Genomic DNA, 23,267 nt, shown 5'->3' on the forward strand with positions numbered 1-23,267 from the left:
CCCCCGCCTCCGACCGCCCCCGCCTCCGACCGCCCCCGCCTCCGACCAGGACACCGGCACCGGCCGCCCAGCACCACCGGCCGGCCGGCCGCCACCACACCGCCGGCCGGCCGCCACCGCGCGTCAGCGGTCCGCGAGCACCACGCACGACTCCGGGGGCACCACCAGCGTCCCGCCCTCGCCCTCCGGCTCCGCCACCGGCTCCCACGCGGCCAGCACCCGTACGCCGTCCTGGCCCAGCGCGATCCTGGCCGGCGCGGAGCCGAGGTTCACCGCCACCCGCACGTCACCGCGGCGGTACGCGATCCAGCGGGCCTCCTCGTCGTACGCGAGGCGGATCGCCGCCAGGTCCGGGTCGGTGAGGTCCGGCAGCTCGGCCCGCAGGGCGATGAGCCGCGTGTGCCACTCCAGCAGCCGGGCGTGCGGCTCGCGCTCCGGCTCCGACCAGTCCAGGCAGGAGCGGTCCCGTGTCGCCGGCTCCTGCGGGTCGGGCACGTCCTCCTCCTTCCAGCCGTGCGCCGCGAACTCCCGCCGCCGCCCGGTGCGGACCGCCTCCGCCAGCTCCGGGTCGGTGTGGTCGGTGAAGAACTGCCACGGTGTCCCCGCGCCCCACTCCTCGCCCATGAACAGCATCGGCGTGAACGGCCCGGTGAGGACGAGCGCCGCCGCGCACGCCAGCAGGCCGGGGGAGAGGGACGCCGAGAGCCGGTCCCCCTGCGCCCGGTTGCCCACCTGGTCGTGGGTCTGGGCGTAGCCGAGGAAGCGGTGCGCGGGCACCGTCGCCACGTCGACCGGGCGGCCGTGCGTACGGCCCCGGAACGTCGAGTACGTCCCGTCGTGGAAGAAGACCCGGCCCAGCGTCTTCGCCAGCGCGTCCAGCGGTCGCCGCGCGAAGTCGGCGTAGTACCCCTGGGACTCGCCCGTCAGCGCGGTGTGCAGGGCGTGGTGGAAGTCGTCGTTCCACTGGGCGTGCAACCCCAGGCCGCCGGCCTCGCGCGGGGTCGTCGTCCGCGGGTCGCACAGGTCCGACTCGGCGATCAGGAAGTGCTCGCGGCCCTGCTCCGCCGCGAGTTCGTCGACCGCGGCCGACAGCTCCTCCAGGAACGTCAGCGCCCGCGTGTCGGCGAGGGCGTGCACCGCGTCCAGCCGCAGCCCGTCGACGCGGTAGTCCCGCAGCCAGGACAGCGCGCTGCCCAGCAGGAACGCCCGCACCTCGTCCGAGCCCGGCGCGTCCAGGTTCACCGCCGCGCCCCACGGCGTGTGGTGGGTCTCCGTGAAGTACGGACCGAAGGCGGGCAGGTGGTTGCCGGACGGGCCCAGGTGGTTGTGGACCACGTCCAGCACCACGCCGAGCCCCAGACCGTGCGCGGCGTCCACGAACCGCTTGAGCGCCGCGGGCCCGCCGTACGGCTCGTGCACCGCCCATAGCGACACACCCTCGTACCCCCAGCCGTGCCGGCCGGGGAACGGGCACAGCGGCATCAGCTCCACGTGGGTGACGCCCAGCCGCACCAGGTGCTCCAGCCGCCCGGCCGCCGCGTCCAACGTGCCCTGCGGGGTGTACGTCCCGACGTGCAGTTCGTACAGGACCGCCTCGCGCAGTCCCCGCCGGGGCGGCTCGTGGCGCCACTCGTACGTCCCGTGGTCGACCACCGCGCTGCGCCCGTCCGGCCCGTCCGGCTGGCGCCGCGACCGCGGGTCGGGCAGGACGGGGCCGCCGTCCAGCGCGTACCCGTACCGGGCCCCGTCCGGGACGCCGCCGTCACCGGCCACCAGCGTCGTCCACCAGCCCTCGCGGACCGGGTCGCGCTCCATCGGGTGCCGGGCACCCGCAAGTTCCAGCTCCACCCGCTCGCGCGCGTTCGGCGCCCACACCTCGAACAGCACTGGCGATCCCCTCGTCGTCGGACGGCCCATCGGTACCGCGTCCCCATCCTGGCGGGATCGAGATCCGGAAGCACGGCACTTGGCCGATCGGACCCCGCGGCGGACACCCGTCTGGACACTCCGGGCCCCGACACCGACAATCACCTCTGTGACGTCGCCTTTCGAGTCCCAGACGCATCCCGCCCGGCTGTCGGACGCCGAGCGGGACGGCGCGCTGGAGCTGCTCCGCGAGGGCGCGGTGCAGGGCAAGCTGTCCCACGACACGTTCCTGCGCCGCATGGAGCTCGCCCTCGTCGCCCGCCACTCCGAGGAGCTGGCGGCCCTCACCGACGACCTGCGCGAGCACCCCGGGGGCTGGTCGCGGAAGCTGTTCGGCGCCGTCGAGCGGATGTCCGCCTTCTCGGTCCGGCTCGGCCGGGCGTGGCAGGCCGAGCGGCTGCCGAAGCTGCTCCTGCCGGAGCCGGGCCCGTACCCACTGCGCATAGGCCGCGACCCGGTGAACGGACTGCGGCTCAGCCACGAGACGGTGTCCCGGCTGCACGCCGAACTCAGTCTGCAGGGCGGACTGTGGATGCTGCGCGACCTCAACTCCACCAACGGCACCACCGTCAACGGCCGCCGCGTCACCGGCACCGTCGTCGTCCAGCCCGGCGACATGGTCTCCTTCGGCCGGATGGCCTTCCGCCTCGACGCCCGCTGAGCCGTACGGAGCGGCCACCGGCCCGCCCTCGGGAGCCGCCGCCCCGCCACTCCCGGCGGAGCGGTCACCGTCTCCGCCCATCGGAGGGCCCGCCCCGCCGCGCCCGGTGGAGCGGTCACCGTCTCCGCCCATCGAAGGGCCCGCCCCGCCGCGCCCGGTGGAGCGGTCACCCGTCGTCATCCGCCCGGCCGGTCACTCCGTACGGCTCAGCAGGGCCACCGGCCGTTCGGCGAACAGCTCCGCCAGCGGCACGGGCCGCCCGCCGTCGAGGACCCGGCCGCCGTCCAGGGCGTCGGCCCACCGGCCCTCCGGCAGCGTCAGCGCCGTGTCGCCCCAGCCGCCCCGCTCCGCCAGCCGCAGCGACAGCCGCGTCACCGCCGTCACCACCCGGTCCGACCGGACGAACGCCACGCAGTGGTCCGCGGCCTCGCCCGAGGCCGCCAGCGGCGTGTACGTCCCCTCCGGGCCGAACACCTCCGGGTGGCGCCGCCGCAGCCCGAGCGCGGCCCGCGTCAGGGCCGTCTTGCGGTCCGCGCGCGGCGGCGTGAACGGCGCGCGGTTGTCCGGGTCGACGAGCGCCTCGTAGACGGCCTCCGTCCCCTGGTACAGGTCCGGCACGCCCGGCATCGTCAGGTGCACCAGCGCAGCGCCCAGCACGTTCGCCCACGCGTGCGGCTCCACCTCCGCCGCCAGCTCCGCCACCGCGTGCTGCGGAGGCCCCGCCGGGCCGTCCGTCACGAACGCGGCCACGGCCTCCTCGTACACCGCGTCCTGCTCCGTCCAGCCCGTGTGCAGCCCCGCCTCGCGCGCCGCCTTGAGCAGCGCGCCCTCCAGGCGCTCGCGCGCCGGCCGGCCCAGGCCCAGGGAGGTCTGCCACGCCGACCACGCGAGCTGCCCGTCGGGCGCCGCCACGCGCGCCACGTCCCCGAGGAGCTTCGCCCACCGGCCCGGGCACTGCGACAGCACCGCGATCCTGGCCCGCACGTCCGCGCTGCGCTTGGTGTCGTGGGTCGACAGCACCGTCCCCGTCGCCGGCCAGTCGCGGGCGAGGCGGGCGCAGTACGCGTGGAACTCCTCCGGCGACACGGCCGGCCGGCCCGGCTCGCCGCCCACCTCGTTCGCCGACAGCAGCGGCACGTACCGGTAGAAGGCCGTGTCCTCCACCGACTTCGCCCGCAGCGCGGACGACGTCTGCGCGAACCGCGCGCGGAAGGCCCGCTGGTCGGGCCCGTCGCCGAGCCGCCCCAGCGCCAGCTCCCGCACGACGTCGACGGCGGCCGCCTCCTCCGGCACGGTGAACGTCTCCTTCGCGGCCCGCGCCGCCCCCTCGGTCAGCACCTCCTCCGCGCCGCCCTGCGGGTAGGGCCGGTAGACGGGCACCCGGATGAGCAGTTCGCGGACCGCGGCCCGCAGCGCCCACGGCGCGTGGTCGCGGAGCCCGGGGTAGGCGGCGCAGACCCGCTCCGCCGTCCGCGTCAGGTACGCCACCTCGGCGGCCAGCTCGTGCGTGACCACCCGGTAGGCGGCCCGGCGGGCCGTCGCCTCCCAGTACCCGCCGCGGTCGCCCGGCGGGGAGGCGAACCTGCGGTACACGTCGGCCAGTTCCTCGGCGCCTGCGCCGTCCACGAACAGCCCGTCGATCCGGCGCAGCGCGTCGTACCCCGTGGTGCCCGCCACCGGCCAGGAGGAAGGGAGCCGCTCGTCGCCGGTGAGGATCTTCTCCACCACCGTCCAGCAGGCCCCGCCCGTCGCCGCCTCCAGGGTGCGCAGGTACGCCTCCGGGTCGGCGAGCCCGTCCGGGTGGTCGATGCGCAGGCCGTCGACGACGCCGTCCCGCACCAGTTCGAGGATCTTGGCGTGGGTGGCCTCGAAGACCTCCGGGTCCTCCACGCGCACCCCGATGAGGTCGGAGATGGTGAAGAAGCGCCGGTAGTTCAGCTCCGTGCGGGCCAGCCGCCACCACGCCGGGCGGTACCACTGGGCGTCCAGCAGTTCCGCCAGGGGAAGCCCGGCCGTGCCCGGTCGGAGCGGGAAGACCTGCGTGCCGCACCGCAGCACCTCCGCGTCGGCGTCGACCCGCAGGTCGTCGGTGAGTTCGCCGATCCGCTGCGGCAGCACCGGCAGCAGCACCCGGCCGCCGCCCGCCTCCCAGTCGATGTCGAACCAGCGGGCGTAGGGCGAGGCGGGTCCGTCGCGCAGCACCTCCCACAGGGCCCGGTTGTGGGGCAGTGCGGCCGCCATGTGGTTGGGCACGAGGTCGACGACCAGGCCCAGCCCGTGGTCCCGCGCGGTGCGGGCGAGGTCGCGCAGCCCCGCCTCGCCGCCGAGCTCCTCGCGGACCCGTCCGTGGTCGGTCACGTCGTAGCCGTGCGTCGAACCGGGCACCGCCTCCAGGACCGGTGACAGGTGCAGGTGCGAGACCCCGAGCGAGGCGAGGTGGGGCACCGCGCCGGCGGCCGCCCGGAACGGGAAGTCCGGCTGGAGCTGGAGCCGGTACGTGGCGAGGGGCGTGTGGGAGGTCATGCGAACGTACGTACCCGCCGACACGGCGCGTCTCCCCTCGCTCGGCCCGACTACCCCGTTCGGCGGATCCCTCGTTCGGCTCAGGGGCCCTACGCCGGGCGGCGCAGGACGGTCAGGCTCCGGCCGACCACGGTGAGCCGGTCACCCGCCGCCACCTTGTCGCCCTGGCCCGGCGGCACGCCCTCCGGCACGGCCGTGTCCACGACGACCTGCCACTGGCGGCCGTGGTTGACGGGCACCGTGAACTCCAGGTCCTCGGCGGCGGCGTTGAACATCAGCAGGAACGAGTCGTCGGAGATCCGCTCCCCGCGCGGCCCCGGCTCCGAGATGGCGTGGCCGTTGAGGAAGACCGTCAGGGCCTTGGCGTGGGCGGCCTGCCAGTCGCGCGCCTTCATCTCCCGCCCGTCGGGCACGAACCACGCGATGTCCGACAGGTCGTCGTGGGTGCCCTCCACCGGCCGCCCGTGGAAGAAGCGGCGGCGCCGGAAGACAGGGTGGTCGCGGCGTAGCCACACCATCGACCGGGTGAACTCCAGCAGCGACCGGGCCTCCGCCGCCTCCCCCGTCTCCGTCTCCGCGTCCGCTTCCGCTTCCGGCCAGTGCACCCATGACAGCTCGCTGTCCTGGCAGTAGGCGTTGTTGTTGCCGTGCTGGGTGCGGCCGAACTCGTCACCGTGGCTGAGCATCGGCACGCCCTGGGAGAGCATCAGCGTGGCGATGAAGTTGCGCATCTGCCGCAGCCGCAGCGCGCGCACCTCCTCGTCGTCGGTCCCGCCCTCGACGCCGCAGTTCCACGAGCGGTTGTGGCTCTCCCCGTCGCGGTTGCCCTCACCGTTGGCGTCGTTGTGCTTCTCGTTGTACGAGACGAGGTCCCGCAGCGTGAAACCGTCGTGGCAGGTCACGAAGTTCACCGAGGCCAGCGGCCGCCGACCGTCGTCCTGGTACAGGTCGGATGAGCCGGTGAGGCGGGAGGCGAACTCGGCCAGGGTGCGCGGCTCGCCCCGCCACAGGTCGCGGACCGTGTCGCGGTACATGCCGTTCCACTCGGTCCACAGCGGCGGGAAGTTGCCCACCTGGTAGCCGCCCTCGCCGACGTCCCACGGCTCGGCGATCAGCTTCACCTGACTGACCACCGGGTCCTGCTGCACCAGGTCGAAGAACGACGACAGCCGGTCCACCTCGTGGAACTGGCGGGCCAGCGTCGCCGCCAGGTCGAAGCGGAAGCCGTCGACGTGCATCTCCGTCACCCAGTACCGCAGCGAGTCCATGATCAGCTGGAGGACGTGCGGGGACCGCATGAGCAGCGAGTTCCCGGTGCCGGTGGTGTCCATGTAGTACCGCGGGTCGTCCTCCACCAGCCGGTAGTACGAGGTGTTGTCCAGGCCGCGGAAGGAGAGCGTCGGGCCCAGGTGGTTGCCCTCGGCGGTGTGGTTGTACACCACGTCCAGGATGACCTCGATGCCCGCTTGGTGCAGGGCGCGCACGGCCGACTTGAACTCCAGCACCTGCTGCCCGCGGTCGCCCCACGAGGCGTAGGCGTTGTGCGGGGCGAAGAAGCCGATGGTGTTGTAACCCCAGTAGTTCGCCATGCCGGCGTCCGCGAGCCGGTGGTCCTGGACGAACTGGTGCACCGGCATCAGCTCGATCGCCGTGACGCCCAGCTCCGTCAGGTGCTCGATGATCGCCGGGTGGGCGAGCCCGGCGTACGTGCCCCGCAGCTCCTTGGGGAGGGCCGGGTGCAGCATGGTCAGGCCCTTGACGTGCGCCTCGTAGATCACGGTGCGGTGGTAGTCCGTGCGCGGCGGCCGGTCGTCGCCCCAGTCGAAGTACGGGTTGACCACGACGGACGACATGGTGTGCGGCGCCGAGTCCAGGTCGTTGCGGGAGTCCGGCTTGCCGAAGTGGTAGCCGTACACCGCCTCGCCCCAGTCGACGGACCCGGCGATGGCGCGCGCGTACGGGTCGAGCAGGAGCTTGGAGGAGTTGCACCGGGCGCCCTGCTCGGGCGCGTACGGCCCGTGCACGCGGAAGCCGTACCGCTGGCCCGGCATCACCCCGGGCAGGTACGCGTGCCGCACGAAGGCGTCGCTCTCGCGCAGCTCCACCGCGGTCTCCGAACCGTCCTCGTGCAGGAGGCACAGCTCGATGCGGTCGGCGACCTCCGAGAAGACCGCGAAGTTGGTTCCGGCGCCGTCGTAGGTGGCACCGAGGGGATACGCCTGTCCCGGCCAGACCTGCATAGATAAGACTCTTCCATTCCGATCCGGCTGATGGGGTCACTTCCGGCTGATGGGGGTCACTGACCGATCCTCCACGAAAGTCGCGCGCCCGCCTAGGACGCCGGACGGTCCTACCGGGTGACCGGGAATACGGCTCGTTGCGGTGGTCTGGCCGGAAACCGTCCTTCCCGGGCTCCCCGCCGGCCGCGGCGGCGGTGCCGGACGGCGCCCGCGCCCGCCCGGCGGCCCGGTCCGGCCGGCCGGACCGCCCGGCCCGGTCAACCGCGCGCACCCCCGTGTCCCCCCGGCCGGGGCGCCCGTGCCGCGGCCGCGCGCGCCGCCCGACCGCCGGGGGCGGCGCCCCGGGGCGCGCGGCTCACCACTATGAATCACCTCACCCCTCCTACCCCGTCACCCCGGAACCACCGCCTCCGGCATGGAGGTTGGGAAAGAACCACGCGCATCCGGCTGCATCGCCTCCCCCTCCCGGAGTACCCTTCCTTGATCGTTGGAGACGGGCGTTCGGAAGCAGAAGGCGGTGCGCGGGTGAGCTCGGGAGGGCTGGAGCTGCCCCCAGGTGACTCAGGTCATGAAGGGGACTCCACTGACTCCGCTGATGTCCCGCCCGGCGCGGTCTCACTCGCCCGGCCCATGGAGATCGGCGCGGAGCTGGAGTGGGACGCCCAGGACTGGAGCGAGGTGCGCACCCGCGCCCAGCGCGCCGGGCGTGCCTACATCTGGCTGAATCTGGTCGAACAGCGACTGCGGGCCGTGGTGGCCGCCGTCCTCCGGCCGATCTACGAACCGATGCACGGCGACGACTGGGTCGTCGCCGCCGCCGGCCCCGCCGGGCAGGAGTGGGTGCAGCGGGCCGTCGCCGTCCGTGAGGTGTCCCGCCGCAAGGGCTACCTCCTGGACCCCGCCGACGACAACGTCCTCAGCTTCCTCACCCTGCCCCAGCTGCGCGAGCTGATGGTCCAGCACTGGCCCTGCTTCGAGCCGTACTTCGACGACCGCCGCGAGCTGGAGCTGGCCCTCGACGAGCTGGAGGTCACCCGCAACGTCGTCTCCCGCAACCGGGCCCTGTCGCGGACCGTGCTCGACCAGTCGGAGCGGGCCTCCGCCCGACTCCTGGAGATCCTCGGCAGCGGCGCGGGCGTGCCGTCCGCGCACCGGCTGCCCGTCGACGCCGTCGAGGACCTCGTGGGGGACCGGTACGCCGACGTGGTCTCCGTCCACCCCGACCGCGTGCGCCTGCAGCGGCAGATGCCCGCCGAGGACCTCTTCGGCGGGGCCCGGCGCGTCGACGCCATCGGCATAGGTCTCAACCTGCTCGTGCAGAACTTCTCCGGGCGGCGCCTCGTCCGGCTCGCCGAGACCGGGTGCCGGATACGGCTGCTGTTCCTCAATCCGGCGAGCAGCGCCGTCAAACGGCGCGAGCGGGAGCTCGGCATCAGGAAGGGCGAGCTCAGCCGGTCCGTGGAGATGAACATCCTGCACATGCGGCGGGTCCGCTCCAAGCTGCGCGACCCGGGCGCCTTCGAGATCCAGGTGTTCGACGACACGCCCCGCTTCACCGCCTACCTCGTCGACGGCGACGGCCCCGACGGCGTCGGCATCGTCCAGTCCTACCTGCGGCGCGCCCGCGGCATGGAGGCGCCCGTGCTGGTGCTGCGGGGGGCGCGCCGACCCCTCGTCACCCCGTCGGGCGAGGCCGACCACGGGCTGTTCGAGACGTACCGCGAGGAGTTCGAGTCGTTCTGGGCGGATTCGCGCCCCGTCTCCTGACCCGGCGCTGTCGGGCGCTCCCGGCCATAGCCCGGGCGCCCGCCGTCCTGCCCCCCGCCGCCCGGCGCTGTCCGGGCACCCGCCGTACCCGCCCCCCGGCCGGGCCCCGGGCCGTTCCCCGAAGCCTCCCGGGCCGCACCCCGGCCGCTCCCCGGGCCGGGTTGTCAGTGCCGCGTGCGAGGGTGAAGGCCCACTGGGGGAGGACGCCGCGCGGACCGCGGCGCCGTGAAGGAGGTGCGGCATGGGCTGGCACGGGGAGACACTGGTCGGCTTCGACCTGGAGACGACGGGCACGGAGCCGTTCGAGGCGCGGATCGTCACGGCCGCCGTCGTGGAGGTGCGGGGCGGGGTCACCCGGTCGCGCCGCGAGTGGCTCGCCGACCCCGGCGTGCTCATCCCCGCCCAGGCGTCGGCGATCCACGGCATCAGCAGCGAGCACGCCGCCGCCCGGGGCCGCCCCGCCCGCGACGTGGCCGACGAGGTCGCCGACGCCCTGGCCGGGTACTGGATCCGGGGCGTGCCGGTCGTCGCGTACAACGCCGCCTTCGACCTGACGCTCCTGACGGCCGAGTTGCGCCGCCACGGCCTGCCCTCGCTGAGCGAGCGGCTGGGCGGCGCGCCGATCGGCCCGGTCGTCGACCCGTACACCATCGACCGCGCCGTCGACCGCTACCGGCGCGGCAAGCGGAACCTGGAAGCGGTCTGCGCCGAGTACGGCGTGGTGCTCGACGACGCCCACGAGGCGGCCGCCGACGCGCTCGCCGCCGTGCTGGTGGCCTGCGCGATAGCCGAGCGGCACGCCCGAGTCGCGCGCCTGCCCCCGGCGGAGCTGCACACCCGCCAGGTCGAGTGGTACGCCGCGTGGGCGACGGACTTCCAGGCGTTCCTGCGCCGCCAGGGCAGCCCCGACGCCGTGGTGGACCCCGCCTGGCCGCTACGGCGGCCCGCGGCGTCGCCGGCACCCGACGTCGCTCCGGTCGCCGGCTGACCGCACCGCTCCGGCGGCCCGCCGGACGGCCGCGCCGGGAGCCGGCCGCGTCGGACGCCGGTCGCCCGCCGGACGCGCGCGCCGGGAGCCCGTAGGGTCGGGAGTCGTCGGAGCAGGAGCCCGTCGGAGCAGGAGCGCGTCGGGTCGGGAGCCGGTCGGGTCAGGAGTGCTCGGCGAGGAAGTCGAGCAGCAGGGCGTTCACCCGCTCGGCCGCGTCCAGCTGCAGCCAGTGCCCGGCGCCCTCGATCCGCTCGTACCGCCACGGGCCCGCCACGTACTTGCCCGTGCCCGCCATCGACGCCTCCGTGAGGAACCGGTCGCGGCTGCTCCACAGGCCCTGCACCGGCCCCGGCAGCGGCGGCAGGGGCCCCTCGGGGCCGAACAGCACCTCCGGCGGCAGCCCCGCCCGGTAGACGGCGAGCGCCGCGGTCAGCGCCCCCGGCTCGGCCAGCCGGGCCAGCACCTCGTCGGCGTCCGGGTGCTCCGCGAGGAACTCCCGCGCCTTCGCGGCGCCGTCCCGCAGCAGCCACTCCTCGGCCAGACCCGCGTGCTGGAACAGCAGCATGTACCAGGACAGGCTGCGCTGCTCCCACCCCGCGTCCCACAGGGCGCCCAGGTGCCCCACCGACAGCAGCGACAGGCTCGCCACGCGCTCGGGCGCGGTCATGGCCAGCCGCTGGACGATCCCCGACCCCCAGTCGTGCCCGACCAGGTGGACCCGCCCGACGTCCAGCCGGTCGAGCAGCTCCAGCAGGTCACCGGCCGAGCGGGCCGGGGCGTACGCCGCGGTGTCCGCGGGCCGGTCCGAGCCGCCGAAGCCGCGCAGGTCCGGGGCGATCACGCGGTACCCGGCGGCGGCCAGCGCCGGCACCTGGTGGCGCCAGCAGGCGTGCGTGTCCGGGAAGCCGTGCACCAGCAGTACCGCCGGGGCCCGGCCGCCGCCCTCCCGGACCTCCACCTCCAGGGCCACCTCGGTGAGTTCGACGCGCATCGACAGTCCTCCGCTCTCGGCCATCACACCTCGGGACGGTCAGTCTGTCACTCCGTCAGAACGGGTACCAGCGCACCTCGGGGTCGCCGTCCCGCAGCGACGCCACCCGGCGGCGGAACTCGGCCAGCGCCGCCGGGTTCACCGGGGCGTGCTGGGCCACCCAGGCGCAACTGGCCGTCTCCCGCGCCCCGCGCAGCACCGCGCACCCCTCCCACTCGCGCACGTCCCAGCCGTACGCGGCGGTGAACGCGTCGTACGCCGCCGGGTCCAGTCCGTACCGGTCGCGGGCCAGCGCGAGCACCACCAGGTCGTGCTCGCGCAGATCCGCCGAGAACGTCTCCAGGTCGACGAGGACCGGACCGTCCGGGCCCACGTGCGCGTTTCGGGGGAGCGCGTCACCGTGGATCGGCCCCGGGGCGAGCCGCGGGACGAGACCGGCGGCCGCCGCGGCGAACCCGTCCCTCCGCTCCCGCAGGAAGGCGGCGTCCTCCGGGTCGACCGCGTCCCCGGCCAGCCGCAGCCAGCGCTCCACCCCACCGAGCAACTCCCTGCGCGGCAGCGGGAAGGGCGGCGCCGGCAGCTCGTGCACCCACCGCAGCAGCGGGGCGAGGTCACGGGGCTCGGCCGGACGGACCGCGTCGGGCAGCCGGTGCCACACGGTCACCGGGTGGCCGTCCACCAGCAGCGCGTCGGCCTCCGCCGCCCGCACCGCCGGGACGCCCGCCTCCGCCAGCCACGAGGCGACGGCCACCTCACGCCGCGCCCGGTCCAGCAGCTCGGCGTCACGGCCCACCTTCACGACCAGGCCGCCGACCGCGAACACCGCGTTCTCGCCCAGGGACAGCAGCGTCGCGCCCCCGCCCGCCGCGTACCCGGCCGCGTCCAGGATCCCCCGCGCCCGTGCCTCGTCCATACCGCCGCCTCGCCCCTCGCGCTCCCGTTGCCGCGCGCCGCCCACCGGCGCGCACCCGCGGGCGCGCCGCCCACCGCACCGCGCCCGCCGGCCAGTCTCGCACCGCCCGGTGTCGGAGCCGCCCCCTAGGGTGGCCGCCATGACGACCACCCGATACGCCGCGCTCCTGCGCGGGGTCAACGTCGGCGGGTCCAGGAAGGTCCCCATGGCCGACCTGCGCGCCCTCCTCACGGACCTCGGCCACGGTGAGGTACGGACCCACCTCCAGTCCGGCAACGCCGTCTTCACCGCCGGACCGGGCGCCGACGAGGACACGCTCGCCGCCCGGCTCGAACAGGCCCTGGCGGAACGCTTCGGTTTCCCCGTCGACTGCCTCGTGCGCGGCGCCCCGTACCTGCGGGCGATCGTCGACGACTGCCCGTTCCCCGCCGACGGGCTGGAGGGCCGGCAGCTCCACGTCACCTACCTGAACGTCCCCGCGACCCCCGACCGGTTCGCCGCCGTCGACCCGGTCGCCCACCTCCCCGAGGAGTACCGCCTCGGCGACCGCGCCCTGTACCTCTACACCCCCGAGGGCCTCGGCCGGTCCGCCCTGGCCGACGCGCTCGCCCGTCCCGCCCTGCTGCGCGGGATCGTCGCCACCACCCGCAACTGGAACACCGTGCGCAAGCTCGCCGACCTGACCGCGGAGCCCACCTCCTGAGCTCCGCCCGGGGCGGGGCGGCGGGTCAGCCCACGGCTGCCAGGGGGCGGGCCGGGCGGGCGGTGTCGTAGCGGCGCAGCAGCAGGCGGGCGAGTTCGGGTGCCGGGCCGAGGACGTCCGCGAGGACGTCGGCCCCGGTCGCGCCCGCGGCGATCCGGTCCGGCAGGCGCCCCGGGGCGATCACGTACGGGGCGACCGCCACCCGCCGTACGCCCTCCGACCGCAGCGCCCGGACGGCGTCCTCGGTGCGGGGGAGGGATGCGGAGGCGAACGCGGGCCGCACGGCGCACCAACCGGCGCGCCGCAGCTCCCGCGCCGTTTCAGCGATCACCGCGTTCGCCTCCGGGTCGGTGGAGCCCGCCGAGGCCAGGACGACCCCGGTCGAGCCCTTGTCGGCGGGGGTGAGCCCCGCCTCGTACAGCCGGCGTTCCACCGCCGCGATCAGCAGCGGTGACGGTCCGAGGACGGCGGCCTGCCGGATCCTCAGCGCCGGCGGGGCCTGCCGCAGCACGGCCGGGACGTCGGCCTTGGCGTGGAAGGCCCGGGTCAGCAGGAGCGGCAGGACCACGACGTCGCGCTCGCCGTCCGCCGCCAGCCGTTCCAGCACGGCCGGCACCGACGGCACCGTGAAGTTGAGGAACGCCGTCTCCACCCGGACGCCGGGGCGCAGCGCGCCCGCCTCCCGCACCAGGGCGTGGACGGTCGCGGCGTGCCGCGGGTCGCGGCTGCCGTGGGCGACGACGAGGAGGACGGGAGCGGCCGGCACCGGATCAGCCCTTGGTCATCAGACCGCGGCGGCGCAGCACCGTGCGCTCCAGCGGGCTGAACACGAGCAGGTCGACGGCGATGCCGACGAGCAGGATCAGCAGGATCGCCAGGAAGATGCCGGGCATGTCGATGTTGTTGCGGCCGTTCTCCAGCAGCTGGCCCAGCCCCAGGCCGAGGTCGGGGGAGGAGGCGATGATCTCGGCGGCCATCAGGGAGCGCCACGAGAACGCCCACCCCTGCTTCAGACCCGCCAGGTAGCCGGGCAGGGCGGCCGGCATGACGATGTGCCAGGCACCCCGCAGACCGGTCGCGCCGAGGGTCCGGCCGGCCCGCAGGAACAGCGGCGGCACCTGGTCGACGCCCGCGACCAGCCCGTTCGCGATCGACGGCACCGCGCCGAGCAGGATCACCGCGTACATCATCGAGTCGTTGAGTCCCAGCCACAGCACGGCCGGGGCGACCCACGCCACCGACGGCAGCGACTGCAGACCGGACAGGATCGGGCCGATCGCCGCGCGGACGAACCGCACCCGCGCCACCAGCAGCCCCAGCGGCGTGCCGATCGCCAGCGCCATCAGGAAGCCGAGCAGCGCGCGCGACACGCTGGTCCACAGCACGTCCAGCAGCGTGCCCTGCAGCCACATCGTGGCCAGGCTGTCCCAGACGGCCGCGGGCGGCGGGAGCTTGTAGGCGTCGGTGACCTGCGCCCAGACCAGGACCTGCCACACCGCCAGCACCAGGGCGACGGCTACCAGCGGCGGCAGGACCTTCCTGACCAGGACCTCGCGCACCGGTGTGCGGCGCACCTGCACCGCGTCGAGCGCGTCCAGGCCGGCTTCGAGCCCGGCGAGGTCGTCCACCTTGCCGGTGGCACCGGTCGTCGTGTCAGTGCTGCCCATGGCGGCGGATCTCCCCACGCAGTTCTTCGGTGATCTCGACGGACAGCTCCGCCACGGCGGCGTCCTCGATACGGCGCGGCTGGGGGATGTCGATGCGCCACTCGCGGGCGATCCGCCCCGGCCGCGAGGACAGCAGCACCACGCGCTCGGCCAGCCGCACCGCCTCGCGCACGTTGTGGGTGACGAACAGGACGGACAGCCGCGTCTCGCGCCAGATGCGCGTCAGCTCGTCGTGCAGCACGTCCCGGGTGATGGCGTCGAGCGCGGCGAACGGCTCGTCCATCAGCAGCAGGTCGCTGTCCTGGGCCAGCGCCCGCGCCAGCGCCACCCGCTGGCGCATGCCGCCGGACAGCTCGTGCACCCGCTTGCCGTACGAGCCGCCCAGCCGCACCAGCTCCAGCAGCCGCTCCGCCTCGCCGCGCCGCTCGCCCTTCGGCACGCCGCGCAGCCGCAGCGCCAGCTCGATGTTCTTGCCGGCGGTCAGCCACGGGAACAGCGCGTGCTCCTGGAACATCAGGGACGGCCGGCCGCCGGGGGTCTCGATGGACCCCGCGGTCGGCCGGTCGAGCCCCGCGACCAGGTTCAGCAGCGTGGACTTGCCGCACCCCGAGGCGCCCAGGAGGGTGACGAACTCGCCGGGGGCGACGTCGAGCGAGATGTCGTCGAGCACGAGCTGTCGTCCGGTGGGTCCGGGAAAGGTCTTCGAGACGTGCGCGATGCGAGCCGCGTGGGTCACCGCGACGCGGTCCTCGGCCTTGGCGGCGAAGGTCGTGGCCATGGTCGTCACCTCCTGGATACGGGAACGGGTGGTGGGCGGGCTACTTGGCGCCGAGACCGGCGTCGGCGACCGCGGGCTTGCCCGCGGCCACGAGGACCTTGTTGAGCGGCCGGAGGTCGTAGATGCCCTTCAGGTCCGGCTGCTCGAGGAGGCCGGCGGCGACCGCGTGGTCCGCCTGGGCCCGCAGCGTCGCGGCCAGCGGGTCGTCGACGAACTGGATCGACGGCCACGCCGGGTCGATGACCTTGTCCCCGAGCGGCTTTCCGGTGAGCGCCTTCAGCTTGGCGTTGGCGGAGTCCTTCGCCTTCTCCGGGTTGGCGTTGATCCACGCGTTGGTCTTCACCGCGCCGCGCAGCACCGCCTCCACGACGTCCGGGTGCTCCTTGAGGAACCTCTGCGACACGATGATGTTCGTGATGACGAACTTCTTGTCCGGCCACAGGGTCGACTCGTCGAGAAGCACCCTGGCGCCCTCGCTGACCAGCTTCGACGCGGTCGGCTCCGGGACCCAGGCGCCGTCGATGGACCCGGACTTGTAGGCGTCCGGGGCCACCTTGTTCTCCGTGCGGACCACGAGGACGTCGCCCTTGCCGCTCTGGGCGTCGACCTTCCAGCCGCGTCCCTTGATCCAGTTGAGGAAGGCGACGTCCTGCGTGTTGCCGTGCTGCGGGGTGGCGATCCGCTTGCCCTTGAGGTCGTCCAGTGTCTTGATCTTCGCCGGGTTCACGACCAGCTTCACGCCACCGGACGCGGAACCCCCGACGATCCGCAGGTTCCTGCCCCCGGACTTCACGTAGCCGTTGATCGCGGGGGAGGGGCCGATGAAGCCGATGTCGATCGAGTCGGCGTTGAGCGCCTCGATCTCGGAGGGGCCGGCGTTGAAGGTCGACACCTTCAGCTCCGTGCCGCCCAGCTCCTTCTGGATGATGCCTTCCTGGTCGCCCACGAGGGCGGTGGCGTGAGTGAGGTTGGGGAAGTACCCGAGCCGCACCTCGTCCGCCGAGAGCTTCTCACCCTCGGCCGCCACCTTCTTCTCGTCACTGACGGCCTGGGAGCCGTAGCCGCAGGAGGCGAGCGCGCCGATCAGCAGCGGCAGGGCCGCGGCCAGGGCGGCGAGGCGGCGGAGCGAGGTGGTGCGGGAGGCAGGCACGGGTGGGTTTCCCTCTCGGGTCAGGTACTTCGGGATCTTCGTCTGCGGTGCGCGTCGCGGCGCGGGTACGGCGGAGGGGCGCACGGCGTGCGCGCGGGCGTCAGCCGGCACATCGGGCGACTCCTCCGGTCCCCGCGCCGAGCCCGCCGCTGCCGACGCGGCCGCCCTCCTTCGCGAACGTCCCGTACGCGTCGGTCATCAGAAGTCCCAGCCGTCGTCGTCGGCGGTGACGGTGGCCTTCTCGCTGGCGAACGACTCGCCCGCCATGCCCGCCGCGAGGGTGGTGCCGTCGGCGGGGTCGATCAGCAGGAAGGACCCGGTGCGGCGCGAGTCGGCGTACGCGTCGAGCGCGAGCGGCTCGGCCGTGCGGACGCGGACGGTGCCGATGTCGTTGGCGACCAGCCGGCCGGGCTCCGGGTGCTGGGAGAGGTCGTCCAGCGTGAGCCGGGACGGGATCTCCTTGACGATCGCCTTCACCGTGCGGGTGGTGTGCTTCAGCAGCACCCGCTGACCCACCGTCAGAGGCCGGTCGGCGACGTGGCAGACGGTCGCCTCGACGTCCTGGCTGGTGGCCGGCGCGTCCCCGGTCGGCACGACGAGGTCGCCGCGCGAGACGTCGATGTCGTCCTCCAGCAGGAGGGTCACCGACTGCGGCGTCCAGGCGACGTCCACCGGCTCGCCGAGCAGGTCGATGCCGGAGATCCGCGACGTGCGCCCCGACGGCAGCACGGTGATCTCCTGCCCGACCCGGAACGTGCCGGCGGCGATCTGCCCGGCGTACCCCCGGTAGTCCGGGTGCTCCGGGGTCTGCGGACGGATCACGTACTGCACGGGCAGCCGGGCGTGGCAGCCGGTCAGGTCGTGGCTGGCGGGCACGGTCTCCAGGTGCTCCAGCACGGTCGGGCCGCCGTACCAGTCCATCGTCGCGGACGGCTCCACGACGTTGTCCCCGGCGAGCGCCGAGATGGGGATCGCGGTGACCTCCGGCACGCCCAGCTCGGTCGCGTACGCCGTGAAGTCCTCGGCGATCCGGGCGAAGACCGCCTCCTCGTAGCCGACGAGGTCCATCTTGTTCACGGCGAGGACGACGTGCGGCACGCGCAGCAGCGCGGCGATGGCCGCGTGGCGGCGGGTCTGCTCGACCACGCCGTTGCGCGCGTCCACCAGGATCACGGTCAGCTCGGCCGTCGACGCCCCGGTGACCATGTTGCGGGTGTACTGCACGTGGCCGGGGGTGTCGGCGAGGATGAACCGGCGTCGAGGGGTGGCGAAGTAGCGGTAGGCGACGTCGATGGTGATGCCCTGCTCGCGTTCGGCCCGCAGGCCGTCGGTGAGCAGCGCCAGGTCGGGCGCCTCCTGGCCACGGGAGCGGGAGGCGTGCTCGACGGCCTCCAGCTGGTCGACGAGGACCGACTTGGAGTCGTGCAGGAGCCGGCCCACCAGGGTGGACTTGCCGTCGTCGACGGAGCCCGCGGTCGCGAAGCGCAGCAGGGTGGTGGCCGAGAGCGGCTCGGCGGCGGTGGTGGACATCTCTAGAAGTACCCTTCGCGCTTGCGGTCTTCCATCGCGGCCTCGGACAGCTTGTCGTCGGCGCGGGTGGCGCCCCGCTCGGTCAGCCGGGACGCGGTGATCTCGGCGATCACGGCTTGGAGCGTGGTGGCGTCGGAGTCGACGGCGCCGGTGCAGGACATGTCGCCGACCGTGCGGTAGCGGATCATCCGCTTCTCCACCGGCTCGGACTCCTTCGGACCGCCCCACTCGCCGGCGGTGAGCCACATGCCGGACCGGGAGAACACCTCGCGCTCGTGCGCGAAGTAGATCTCCGGCAGCTCGATGCCCTCGCGCTCGATGTACTGCCACACGTCCAGCTCGGTCCAGTTCGACAGGGGGAACACGCGCACGTGCTCACCGGGCGCGTGCCGGCCGTTGTACAGCTGCCACAGCTCGGGGCGCTGGCGGCGGGGGTCCCACTGGGAGAACTCGTCGCGCAGGGAGAACACCCGCTCCTTGGCGCGCGCCTTCTCCTCGTCGCGCCGGCCGCCGCCGAACACCGCGTCGAAGCGGTGCTGCTGGATGGCCTCGGTCAGCGGCACGGTCTGGAGGGGGTTGCGGGTTCCGTCGGGCCGCTCGCGCAGGACGCCACGGTCGATGTAGTCCTGCACCGAGGCGACGTGCAGGCGCAGCCCGTGCTTCTCGACGGTGCGGTCGCGGTACTCGATGACCTCGGGGAAGTTGTGCCCGGTGTCGACGTGCAGCAGCGAGAACGGGACCGGCGCGGGCCAGAACGCCTTCAGCGCCAGGTGCAGCATGACGATGGAGTCCTTGCCGCCGGAGAAGAGGACCACCGGCCGCTCGAACTCACCCGCCACCTCGCGGAAGATGTGCACCGCCTCGGACTCCAGCGAGTCCAGGTGCGACAGCGCGAACGGGCTGTGGGTGTCTCCGTGGACGTGGGTGACCGTGGTCGTCATGCTGCATCCCCATCATGAGCTGCTCCGCCTGCGTGGCGCGGAGGTGCGGGCGTCGTTGCTGTCTGCGGCTCGGCGGCCGCGCACGCGTCGCTCACAGCAGTCCCCTCTCGGTGAGCAGCGCGTGGACCGCCGCGGCGGACTCCTGCACGGTCTGGTTCTGGGACTCGATCCGCAGGTCGGGGCTCTCCGGCTCCTCGTACGGGTCGTCGACGCCGGTCAGCCCGCTGATCTCGCCGGCGGCCTGCCGGGCGTACAGCCCCTTCACGTCCCGCTCCGAGCACACCTCCACCGGCGTGGCGACATGCACCTCGACGTACGGGGTGCCCTCCCGCCGGTGGCGCTTGCGCACGGCCTCGCGGCTGTCGGCGTACGGGGCGATGACGGGTACGAGGACCTGCACGCCGTTCGACGCGAGCAGCTCGGCGACGAAGCCGATCCGCCGCACGTTGGTGTCCCGGTCCGCGCGGCCGAAACCCAGCCCCGCCGAGAGGAACTCCCGGACCTCGTCGCCGTCGAGCACCTCGACCCGCCGGCCCTCGGCGCGCAGCCGCTCCGCCAGCGCGTAGGCGATCGTGGTCTTGCCGGCGCTCGGCAGCCCGGTGAGCCAGATGGTGGCCCCAGTCACGTTCTCTTCTCCCACAGTCGTCATCAGCCGTGCAGCCCGCACTCGGTCTTCGCCCGGCCCGCCCAGCGGCCGGCGCGCGCGTCCTCGCCCTCCAGCACGCGGCGCGTGCAGGGCGCGCAGCCGACGGAGGCGTACCCGTCCATCAGCAGCGGGTTGGTGAGGACGCCGTGCTCGGCGACGTACGCGTCCACGTCGTCCTGCGTCCAGCGGGCGATCGGCGAGACCTTCACCTTGCGGCGCTTCTCGTCCCAGCCGACCACCGGGGTGTTCGCCCGGGTCGCGGACTCGTCGCGGCGCAGGCCCGTCGCCCAGGCGTCGTACCCGGCCAGGCCCTGTTCCAGCGGCCGCACCTTGCGCAGCGCGCAGCACAGGTCGGGGTCGCGCTCGTACAGCCGCGGCCCGTACTCGGCGTCCTGCTCGGCCACCGTCTGCCGCGGCGTCAGCGTGATGACCTCGACGTCCATCACGGCGTCGACCGCGTCACGGGTGCCGATGGTCTCCGGGAAGTGGTAGCCGGTGTCCAGGAACACCACCTTCACGCCGGGGAAGGCACGCGAGGCGAGGTGGGCGACGACCGCGTCCTCCATGGAGGAGGTGACGCAGAAGCGCTCGCCGAAGGTCTCGGCGGCCCAGGTCAGGATGGAGAGCGCCGGGGCGTCCTCCAGTTCGCGACCGGCCCGCTCGGCCAGGTCGCGGAGCTTGTCGTCGGTCTCCGTCAGGGTCACGTGGGGTCCCCTCCGCCGTCGTGGCGCTGCAGGCCCCGGGCCAGCAGGCCCAGGAACTTCAGCTGGAAAGCCCGGTTGCAGGCCGCGCACTCCCAGGCGCCGTGGCCCTGCTCGCCGGGGCGCAGGTCCTCGTCGCCGCAGTACGGGCAGTGGAAGGGCGCCGCTCGCTCGCTCACCGCGCCTCCCCGTTGCGCGGCGGCGTCGTGGCCGTGGGTGCGTCGTTCACGACAGGGCCTCCTCCGGCGCCCGCGCCGCCCAGGTCGCGAAGCGCTCACCGGGCTCCCGCTCCGCCTGGTAGCGGGTGAGGACGCGCTCGATGTAGTCGGGCAGTTCGGCGGCGGTGACCTTCAGGCCGCGGACCTTGCGGCCGAAGCCGGCCTCCAGACCGAGCGCGCCGCCCAGGTGCACCTGGTAGCCCTCGACCTGCCGGCCCGCGTCGTCCAGGACGAGCTGGCCCTTGAGACCGATGTCCGCCACCTGGATGCGCGCGCAGGCGTTGGGGCAGCCGTTGAGGTTGATGGTGATCGGCTGGTCGAACTCGGGCAGGCGGCGCTCCAGTTCGTCGATGAGCGACGAGCCGCGCGCCTTCGTCTCGACGATGGCGAGCTTGCAGAACTCGATGCCGGTGCAGGCCATGGTGCCCCGCCGGAACGGGGAGGGCTGCACCCGCAGGTCGAGCGCCTCCAGCGCGCCGACGAGCGACTCGACCCGGTCCTCCTCGATGTCGAGGACGATCATCTTCTGCTCAACCGTGGTGCGGACGCGGCCGGAGCCGTGCGCCTCCGCCACGTCGGCGATCTTCGTGAGGGTGGCGCCGTCGACGCGGCCGACGCGCGGCGCGAAACCGACGTAGAAGCGGCCGTCCTGCTGCCGGTGGACGCCGACGTGGTCGCGCCACTGCTGCACGGGCTGGGCGGGGGCCGGGCCGTCGACGAGCTTGCGTCCGAGGTACTCGTCCTCCAGGACCTGGCGGAACCGCTCGGCGCCCCAGTCCGCGACGAGGAACTTCAGCCGGGCGCGGTTGCGCAGCCGCCGGTAGCCGTAGTCGCGGAAGATGGAGATGACGCCGGTGTAGACGTCGGGGACCTCGTCGAGCGGGACCCAGGCGCCGAGCCGGACGCCGATCTTGGGGTTGGTGGAGAGCCCGCCGCCGACCCACAGGTCGAAGCCGGGACCGTGCTCGGGGTGCTCCACGCCGACGAAGGCGATGTCGTTGATCTCGTGCGCGACGTCGAGGAGCGGCGAGCCGGAGACCGCGGACTTGAACTTGCGGGGCAGGTTGGAGAAGTCCTTGTTGCCGATGATGCGGCGGTGGATCTCCTCGATGGCCGGGGTGCCGTCGATGATCTCGTCCTCGGCGATCCCGGCGACCGGCGAGCCGATGATGACGCGCGGGGTGTCACCGCACGCCTCGGTGGTGGACAGGCCCACGGCTTCGAGGCGGTTCCAGATCTCCGGCACGTCCTCGATCCGGATCCAGTGGTACTGGACGTTCTGCCGGTCGGTGATGTCGGCGGTGCCGCGCGCGAACTCCTGCGAGATCTCACCGATGACCCGCAGCTGCCGGGTGGTCAGCCGGCCGCCGTCGATGCGCACGCGCAGCATGAAGTACTCGTCGTCCAGCTCCTCCGGTTCGAGGACGGCCGTCTTGCCGCCGTCGATCCCGGGCTTGCGCTGGGTGTAGAGGCCCCACCAGCGCATCCGACCACGCAGGTCGTTGGGGTCGATGGAGTCGAAGCCGGCCTTCGAGTAGATCGTCTCAATGCGTGTCCGCACATTGAGACCGTCATCGTCCTTCTTGAACTGCTCATTGCCGTTGAGGGGCGTGAAGTGGCCCCTGGCCCACTGGCCCTCGCCACGGTGGCGCCCCGGCTTGCGGCGGGGCGTGGCGGGTGCGGGCTGTTCGGGGGTGGCGGCCATGGCTATACGTCCTTCGGGACTGCAGGAGGGCGGCTCTGACCTGCGCAATGTCGCGCAGGCAGAGCGCCTGCGCGACATTGCGCGGTGGGTTCAGAAGATCGGGGGTCGCGGCGTCGCTGGGTCTCTCAGCTCACCGGACACATGGCGCTGGACATGCGGCCGAGGTCGACGTGCCGCCGACTCACCAAGGCAATTCCAGCTCGAGACATGACGGAAGCGTGGCACGGGAGTTTGGACCCAGTCCACCTTTGTCCGCGATGTGGACCAGACTGTCCCGCATGGTGGACGGATGTGGTCCGGGTCACGTCAAGCCCTTGGTCGGGTGGCGCCAAGCCCCCCGGCCGGGTCACGTCGAGCGCCCCGTCGGGGTCGCGCCGGGCGGCCGGTCGGGGCCGCGGTGCCGGGCGTCCCGTCGGGGTCGGGCGTCCCGTCGGTTCAGGCGTACGCGCCCGGCCAGGGGCCCGGCGCCACGGCCGCCTCCGCCGGCTTCTCGGTGACGCGGGTGTCGTGGACGCGGAAGCCCCGCCGCCGGTAGTTGGCCAGGGCGTGTTCCCCGTCGAGCGAGCAGGTGTTCAGCCGCACCCGCGTCGTCGGCGTCCGCCCCGGCCAGCGGTCCGCCAGGTCCCAGGCGCGGGCGGTGCCGTACGACAGCAGGTGCCCGCCGATGCGCCGGCCCCGGAAGGCGGGGATCAGACCGAAGTACATGATCTCCACGACGCCGTCGTCCTGTGGGTCCAGCTCGACGTACCCGGCGGGCGTCCCCCTGTCGTACGCCACCCACGTCTCCGCGCCCGGCCGCTCCAGGAGCTCCCGCCACTGCGCGTGGGTCAGCCCCAGCCGGTCCACCCAGCAGAGGTCACCGCCGACCGCGCTGTAGAGGAAGCGGCTGAACTCGGGTGAGGGCACCTCGGCGCGGACGACCGTGACGTCCCCGTCCGGCGCGGCGGCGGGCCGCAGGTCGTCGGGGGAGGTCTGCTCCAGGTACCAGGTGGTGACGGTGATGCTCATGGCCGCCAGGGAACCACGGAGCGCGCGGCCCTGGCCAGCGCGTTCCTCTCACCCGGCCGGACGCCGTCCCCGGCCGGGCACGTCCGCGGCCCCCCGGTGTCCGGATCGTGGGACTCCGTCTCGCCCCCGTGGTGGCGTGGCCGGTCAGCGGCTCACCGGCCCGGCCGGGGGCCCGCCTGCCCGGAGGCCCCGACTGATCGAAGGTCCGGCG

General features: G+C 73.9%; 21 protein-coding genes. 4 read left to right on the forward strand and 17 right to left on the reverse strand.

Annotation, left to right across the window (positions count from 1 at the left end):
• Positions 1-123: 123 nt before the first annotated feature.
• On the reverse strand, positions 124-1,917 hold the full coding sequence (treZ, locus tag NRO40_RS23780) for a malto-oligosyltrehalose trehalohydrolase (protein ID WP_408057048.1): 1,794 nt from the start codon (positions 1,915-1,917) through the stop codon (positions 124-126).
• A 118-nt stretch (positions 1,918-2,035) separates the two neighbouring features.
• Here treZ and NRO40_RS23785 point away from each other — a divergent pair, with 118 nt between their 5' ends.
• The gene (locus tag NRO40_RS23785; protein ID WP_058942528.1) at positions 2,036-2,587 is read left to right on the forward strand and encodes a DUF1707 and FHA domain-containing protein; all 552 of its coding nucleotides are present in this window, start codon (positions 2,036-2,038) and stop codon (positions 2,585-2,587) included.
• 192 nt (positions 2,588-2,779) lie between these two features.
• Here the strand turns inward: NRO40_RS23785 and treY are convergent, their stop codons facing one another.
• Positions 2,780-5,110, reverse strand: a complete 2,331-nt coding sequence (gene treY / locus NRO40_RS23790) for a malto-oligosyltrehalose synthase (RefSeq protein WP_058942527.1) — start codon at positions 5,108-5,110, stop codon at positions 2,780-2,782.
• An 89-nt stretch (positions 5,111-5,199) separates the two neighbouring features.
• Positions 5,200-7,350 carry a glycogen debranching protein GlgX gene (gene glgX, locus NRO40_RS23795; protein ID WP_058942526.1) on the reverse strand — a complete coding sequence of 717 codons (2,151 nt, stop codon included), beginning with the start codon at positions 7,348-7,350 and terminating at the stop codon, positions 5,200-5,202.
• A 525-nt stretch (positions 7,351-7,875) separates the two neighbouring features.
• Here glgX and NRO40_RS23800 point away from each other — a divergent pair.
• Both NRO40_RS23800 and NRO40_RS23805 read left to right on the forward strand, forming a co-directional pair.
• Positions 7,876-9,117, forward strand: a complete 1,242-nt coding sequence (locus NRO40_RS23800; RefSeq protein ID WP_079047344.1) for an SAV2148 family HEPN domain-containing protein — start codon at positions 7,876-7,878, stop codon at positions 9,115-9,117.
• A gap of 241 nt (positions 9,118-9,358) precedes the next feature.
• The gene (locus NRO40_RS23805) at positions 9,359-10,105 is read left to right on the forward strand and encodes a 3'-5' exonuclease (RefSeq protein WP_058944092.1); all 747 of its coding nucleotides are present in this window, start codon (positions 9,359-9,361) and stop codon (positions 10,103-10,105) included.
• Between the two features lie 160 nt (positions 10,106-10,265).
• Here the strand turns inward: NRO40_RS23805 and NRO40_RS23810 are convergent, their stop codons facing one another.
• Positions 10,266-11,120: an alpha/beta fold hydrolase gene (locus tag NRO40_RS23810; RefSeq protein ID WP_232791195.1), complete on the reverse strand. Its 855-nt coding sequence runs from the start codon at positions 11,118-11,120 to the stop codon at positions 10,266-10,268.
• A gap of 31 nt (positions 11,121-11,151) precedes the next feature.
• On the reverse strand, positions 11,152-12,009 hold the full coding sequence (locus NRO40_RS23815; RefSeq protein WP_058944094.1) for a phosphotransferase enzyme family protein: 858 nt from the start codon (positions 12,007-12,009) through the stop codon (positions 11,152-11,154).
• A gap of 139 nt (positions 12,010-12,148) precedes the next feature.
• On the opposite strand from NRO40_RS23815, the gene NRO40_RS23820 reads away from it, so the two are divergent.
• Positions 12,149-12,712 (forward strand): DUF1697 domain-containing protein, encoded by a 564-nt coding sequence (locus NRO40_RS23820; RefSeq protein WP_058944095.1) that lies wholly within the window; start codon positions 12,149-12,151, stop codon positions 12,710-12,712.
• 25 nt (positions 12,713-12,737) lie between these two features.
• Here NRO40_RS23820 and NRO40_RS23825 read toward each other — a convergent pair whose 3' ends face one another.
• From NRO40_RS23825 to NRO40_RS23875, 12 genes are all read right to left on the reverse strand, one after another.
• The gene (locus NRO40_RS23825; RefSeq protein WP_058944096.1) at positions 12,738-13,478 is read right to left on the reverse strand and encodes a sirohydrochlorin chelatase; all 741 of its coding nucleotides are present in this window, start codon (positions 13,476-13,478) and stop codon (positions 12,738-12,740) included.
• A gap of 4 nt (positions 13,479-13,482) precedes the next feature.
• Positions 13,483-14,379 (reverse strand): ABC transporter permease, encoded by an 897-nt coding sequence (locus NRO40_RS23830; RefSeq protein ID WP_058944097.1) that lies wholly within the window; start codon positions 14,377-14,379, stop codon positions 13,483-13,485.
• Positions 14,366-15,157, reverse strand: coding sequence for an ABC transporter ATP-binding protein (locus NRO40_RS23835; RefSeq protein ID WP_058944098.1), 792 nt, complete (start codon positions 15,155-15,157; stop codon positions 14,366-14,368). Before NRO40_RS23835 ends, NRO40_RS23830 begins: the two co-directional genes overlap by 14 nt.
• 40 nt (positions 15,158-15,197) lie before the next feature.
• A complete protein-coding gene (locus NRO40_RS23840) occupies positions 15,198-16,307 on the reverse strand; it encodes an aliphatic sulfonate ABC transporter substrate-binding protein (RefSeq protein WP_058944118.1) in 1,110 nt (369 codons plus the stop codon).
• Between the two features lie 198 nt (positions 16,308-16,505).
• Positions 16,506-17,837, reverse strand: coding sequence for a sulfate adenylyltransferase subunit 1 (locus NRO40_RS23845; RefSeq protein ID WP_058944100.1), 1,332 nt, complete (start codon positions 17,835-17,837; stop codon positions 16,506-16,508).
• A 2-nt stretch (positions 17,838-17,839) separates the two neighbouring features.
• Positions 17,840-18,778, reverse strand: a complete 939-nt coding sequence (gene cysD / locus NRO40_RS23850; protein WP_058944101.1) for a sulfate adenylyltransferase subunit CysD — start codon at positions 18,776-18,778, stop codon at positions 17,840-17,842.
• 91 nt (positions 18,779-18,869) lie between these two features.
• The gene (gene cysC / locus NRO40_RS23855; RefSeq protein ID WP_198549426.1) at positions 18,870-19,427 is read right to left on the reverse strand and encodes an adenylyl-sulfate kinase; all 558 of its coding nucleotides are present in this window, start codon (positions 19,425-19,427) and stop codon (positions 18,870-18,872) included.
• Positions 19,427-20,128, reverse strand: coding sequence for a phosphoadenylyl-sulfate reductase (locus tag NRO40_RS23860; RefSeq protein ID WP_058944103.1), 702 nt, complete (start codon positions 20,126-20,128; stop codon positions 19,427-19,429). The genes cysC and NRO40_RS23860 overlap by 1 nt, the downstream gene beginning before the upstream one ends.
• Positions 20,125-20,304, reverse strand: a complete 180-nt coding sequence (locus tag NRO40_RS23865) for a hypothetical protein (RefSeq protein ID WP_058944104.1) — start codon at positions 20,302-20,304, stop codon at positions 20,125-20,127. Before NRO40_RS23865 ends, NRO40_RS23860 begins: the two co-directional genes overlap by 4 nt.
• Before the next feature lie 46 nt (positions 20,305-20,350).
• Positions 20,351-22,048, reverse strand: coding sequence for a nitrite/sulfite reductase (locus NRO40_RS23870; RefSeq protein WP_058944105.1), 1,698 nt, complete (start codon positions 22,046-22,048; stop codon positions 20,351-20,353).
• 125 nt (positions 22,049-22,173) lie between these two features.
• Positions 22,174-22,257 (reverse strand): putative leader peptide, encoded by an 84-nt coding sequence (locus tag NRO40_RS30835; RefSeq protein WP_391952646.1) that lies wholly within the window; start codon positions 22,255-22,257, stop codon positions 22,174-22,176.
• 226 nt (positions 22,258-22,483) lie between these two features.
• A complete protein-coding gene (locus tag NRO40_RS23875; protein ID WP_058944106.1) occupies positions 22,484-23,056 on the reverse strand; it encodes a GNAT family N-acetyltransferase in 573 nt (190 codons plus the stop codon).
• Positions 23,057-23,267 lie beyond the last annotated feature (211 nt).

The sequence above is a fragment of the Streptomyces changanensis genome, assembly GCF_024600715.1.
In the GTDB taxonomy this organism is placed as follows: domain Bacteria; phylum Actinomycetota; class Actinomycetes; order Streptomycetales; family Streptomycetaceae; genus Streptomyces; species Streptomyces changanensis.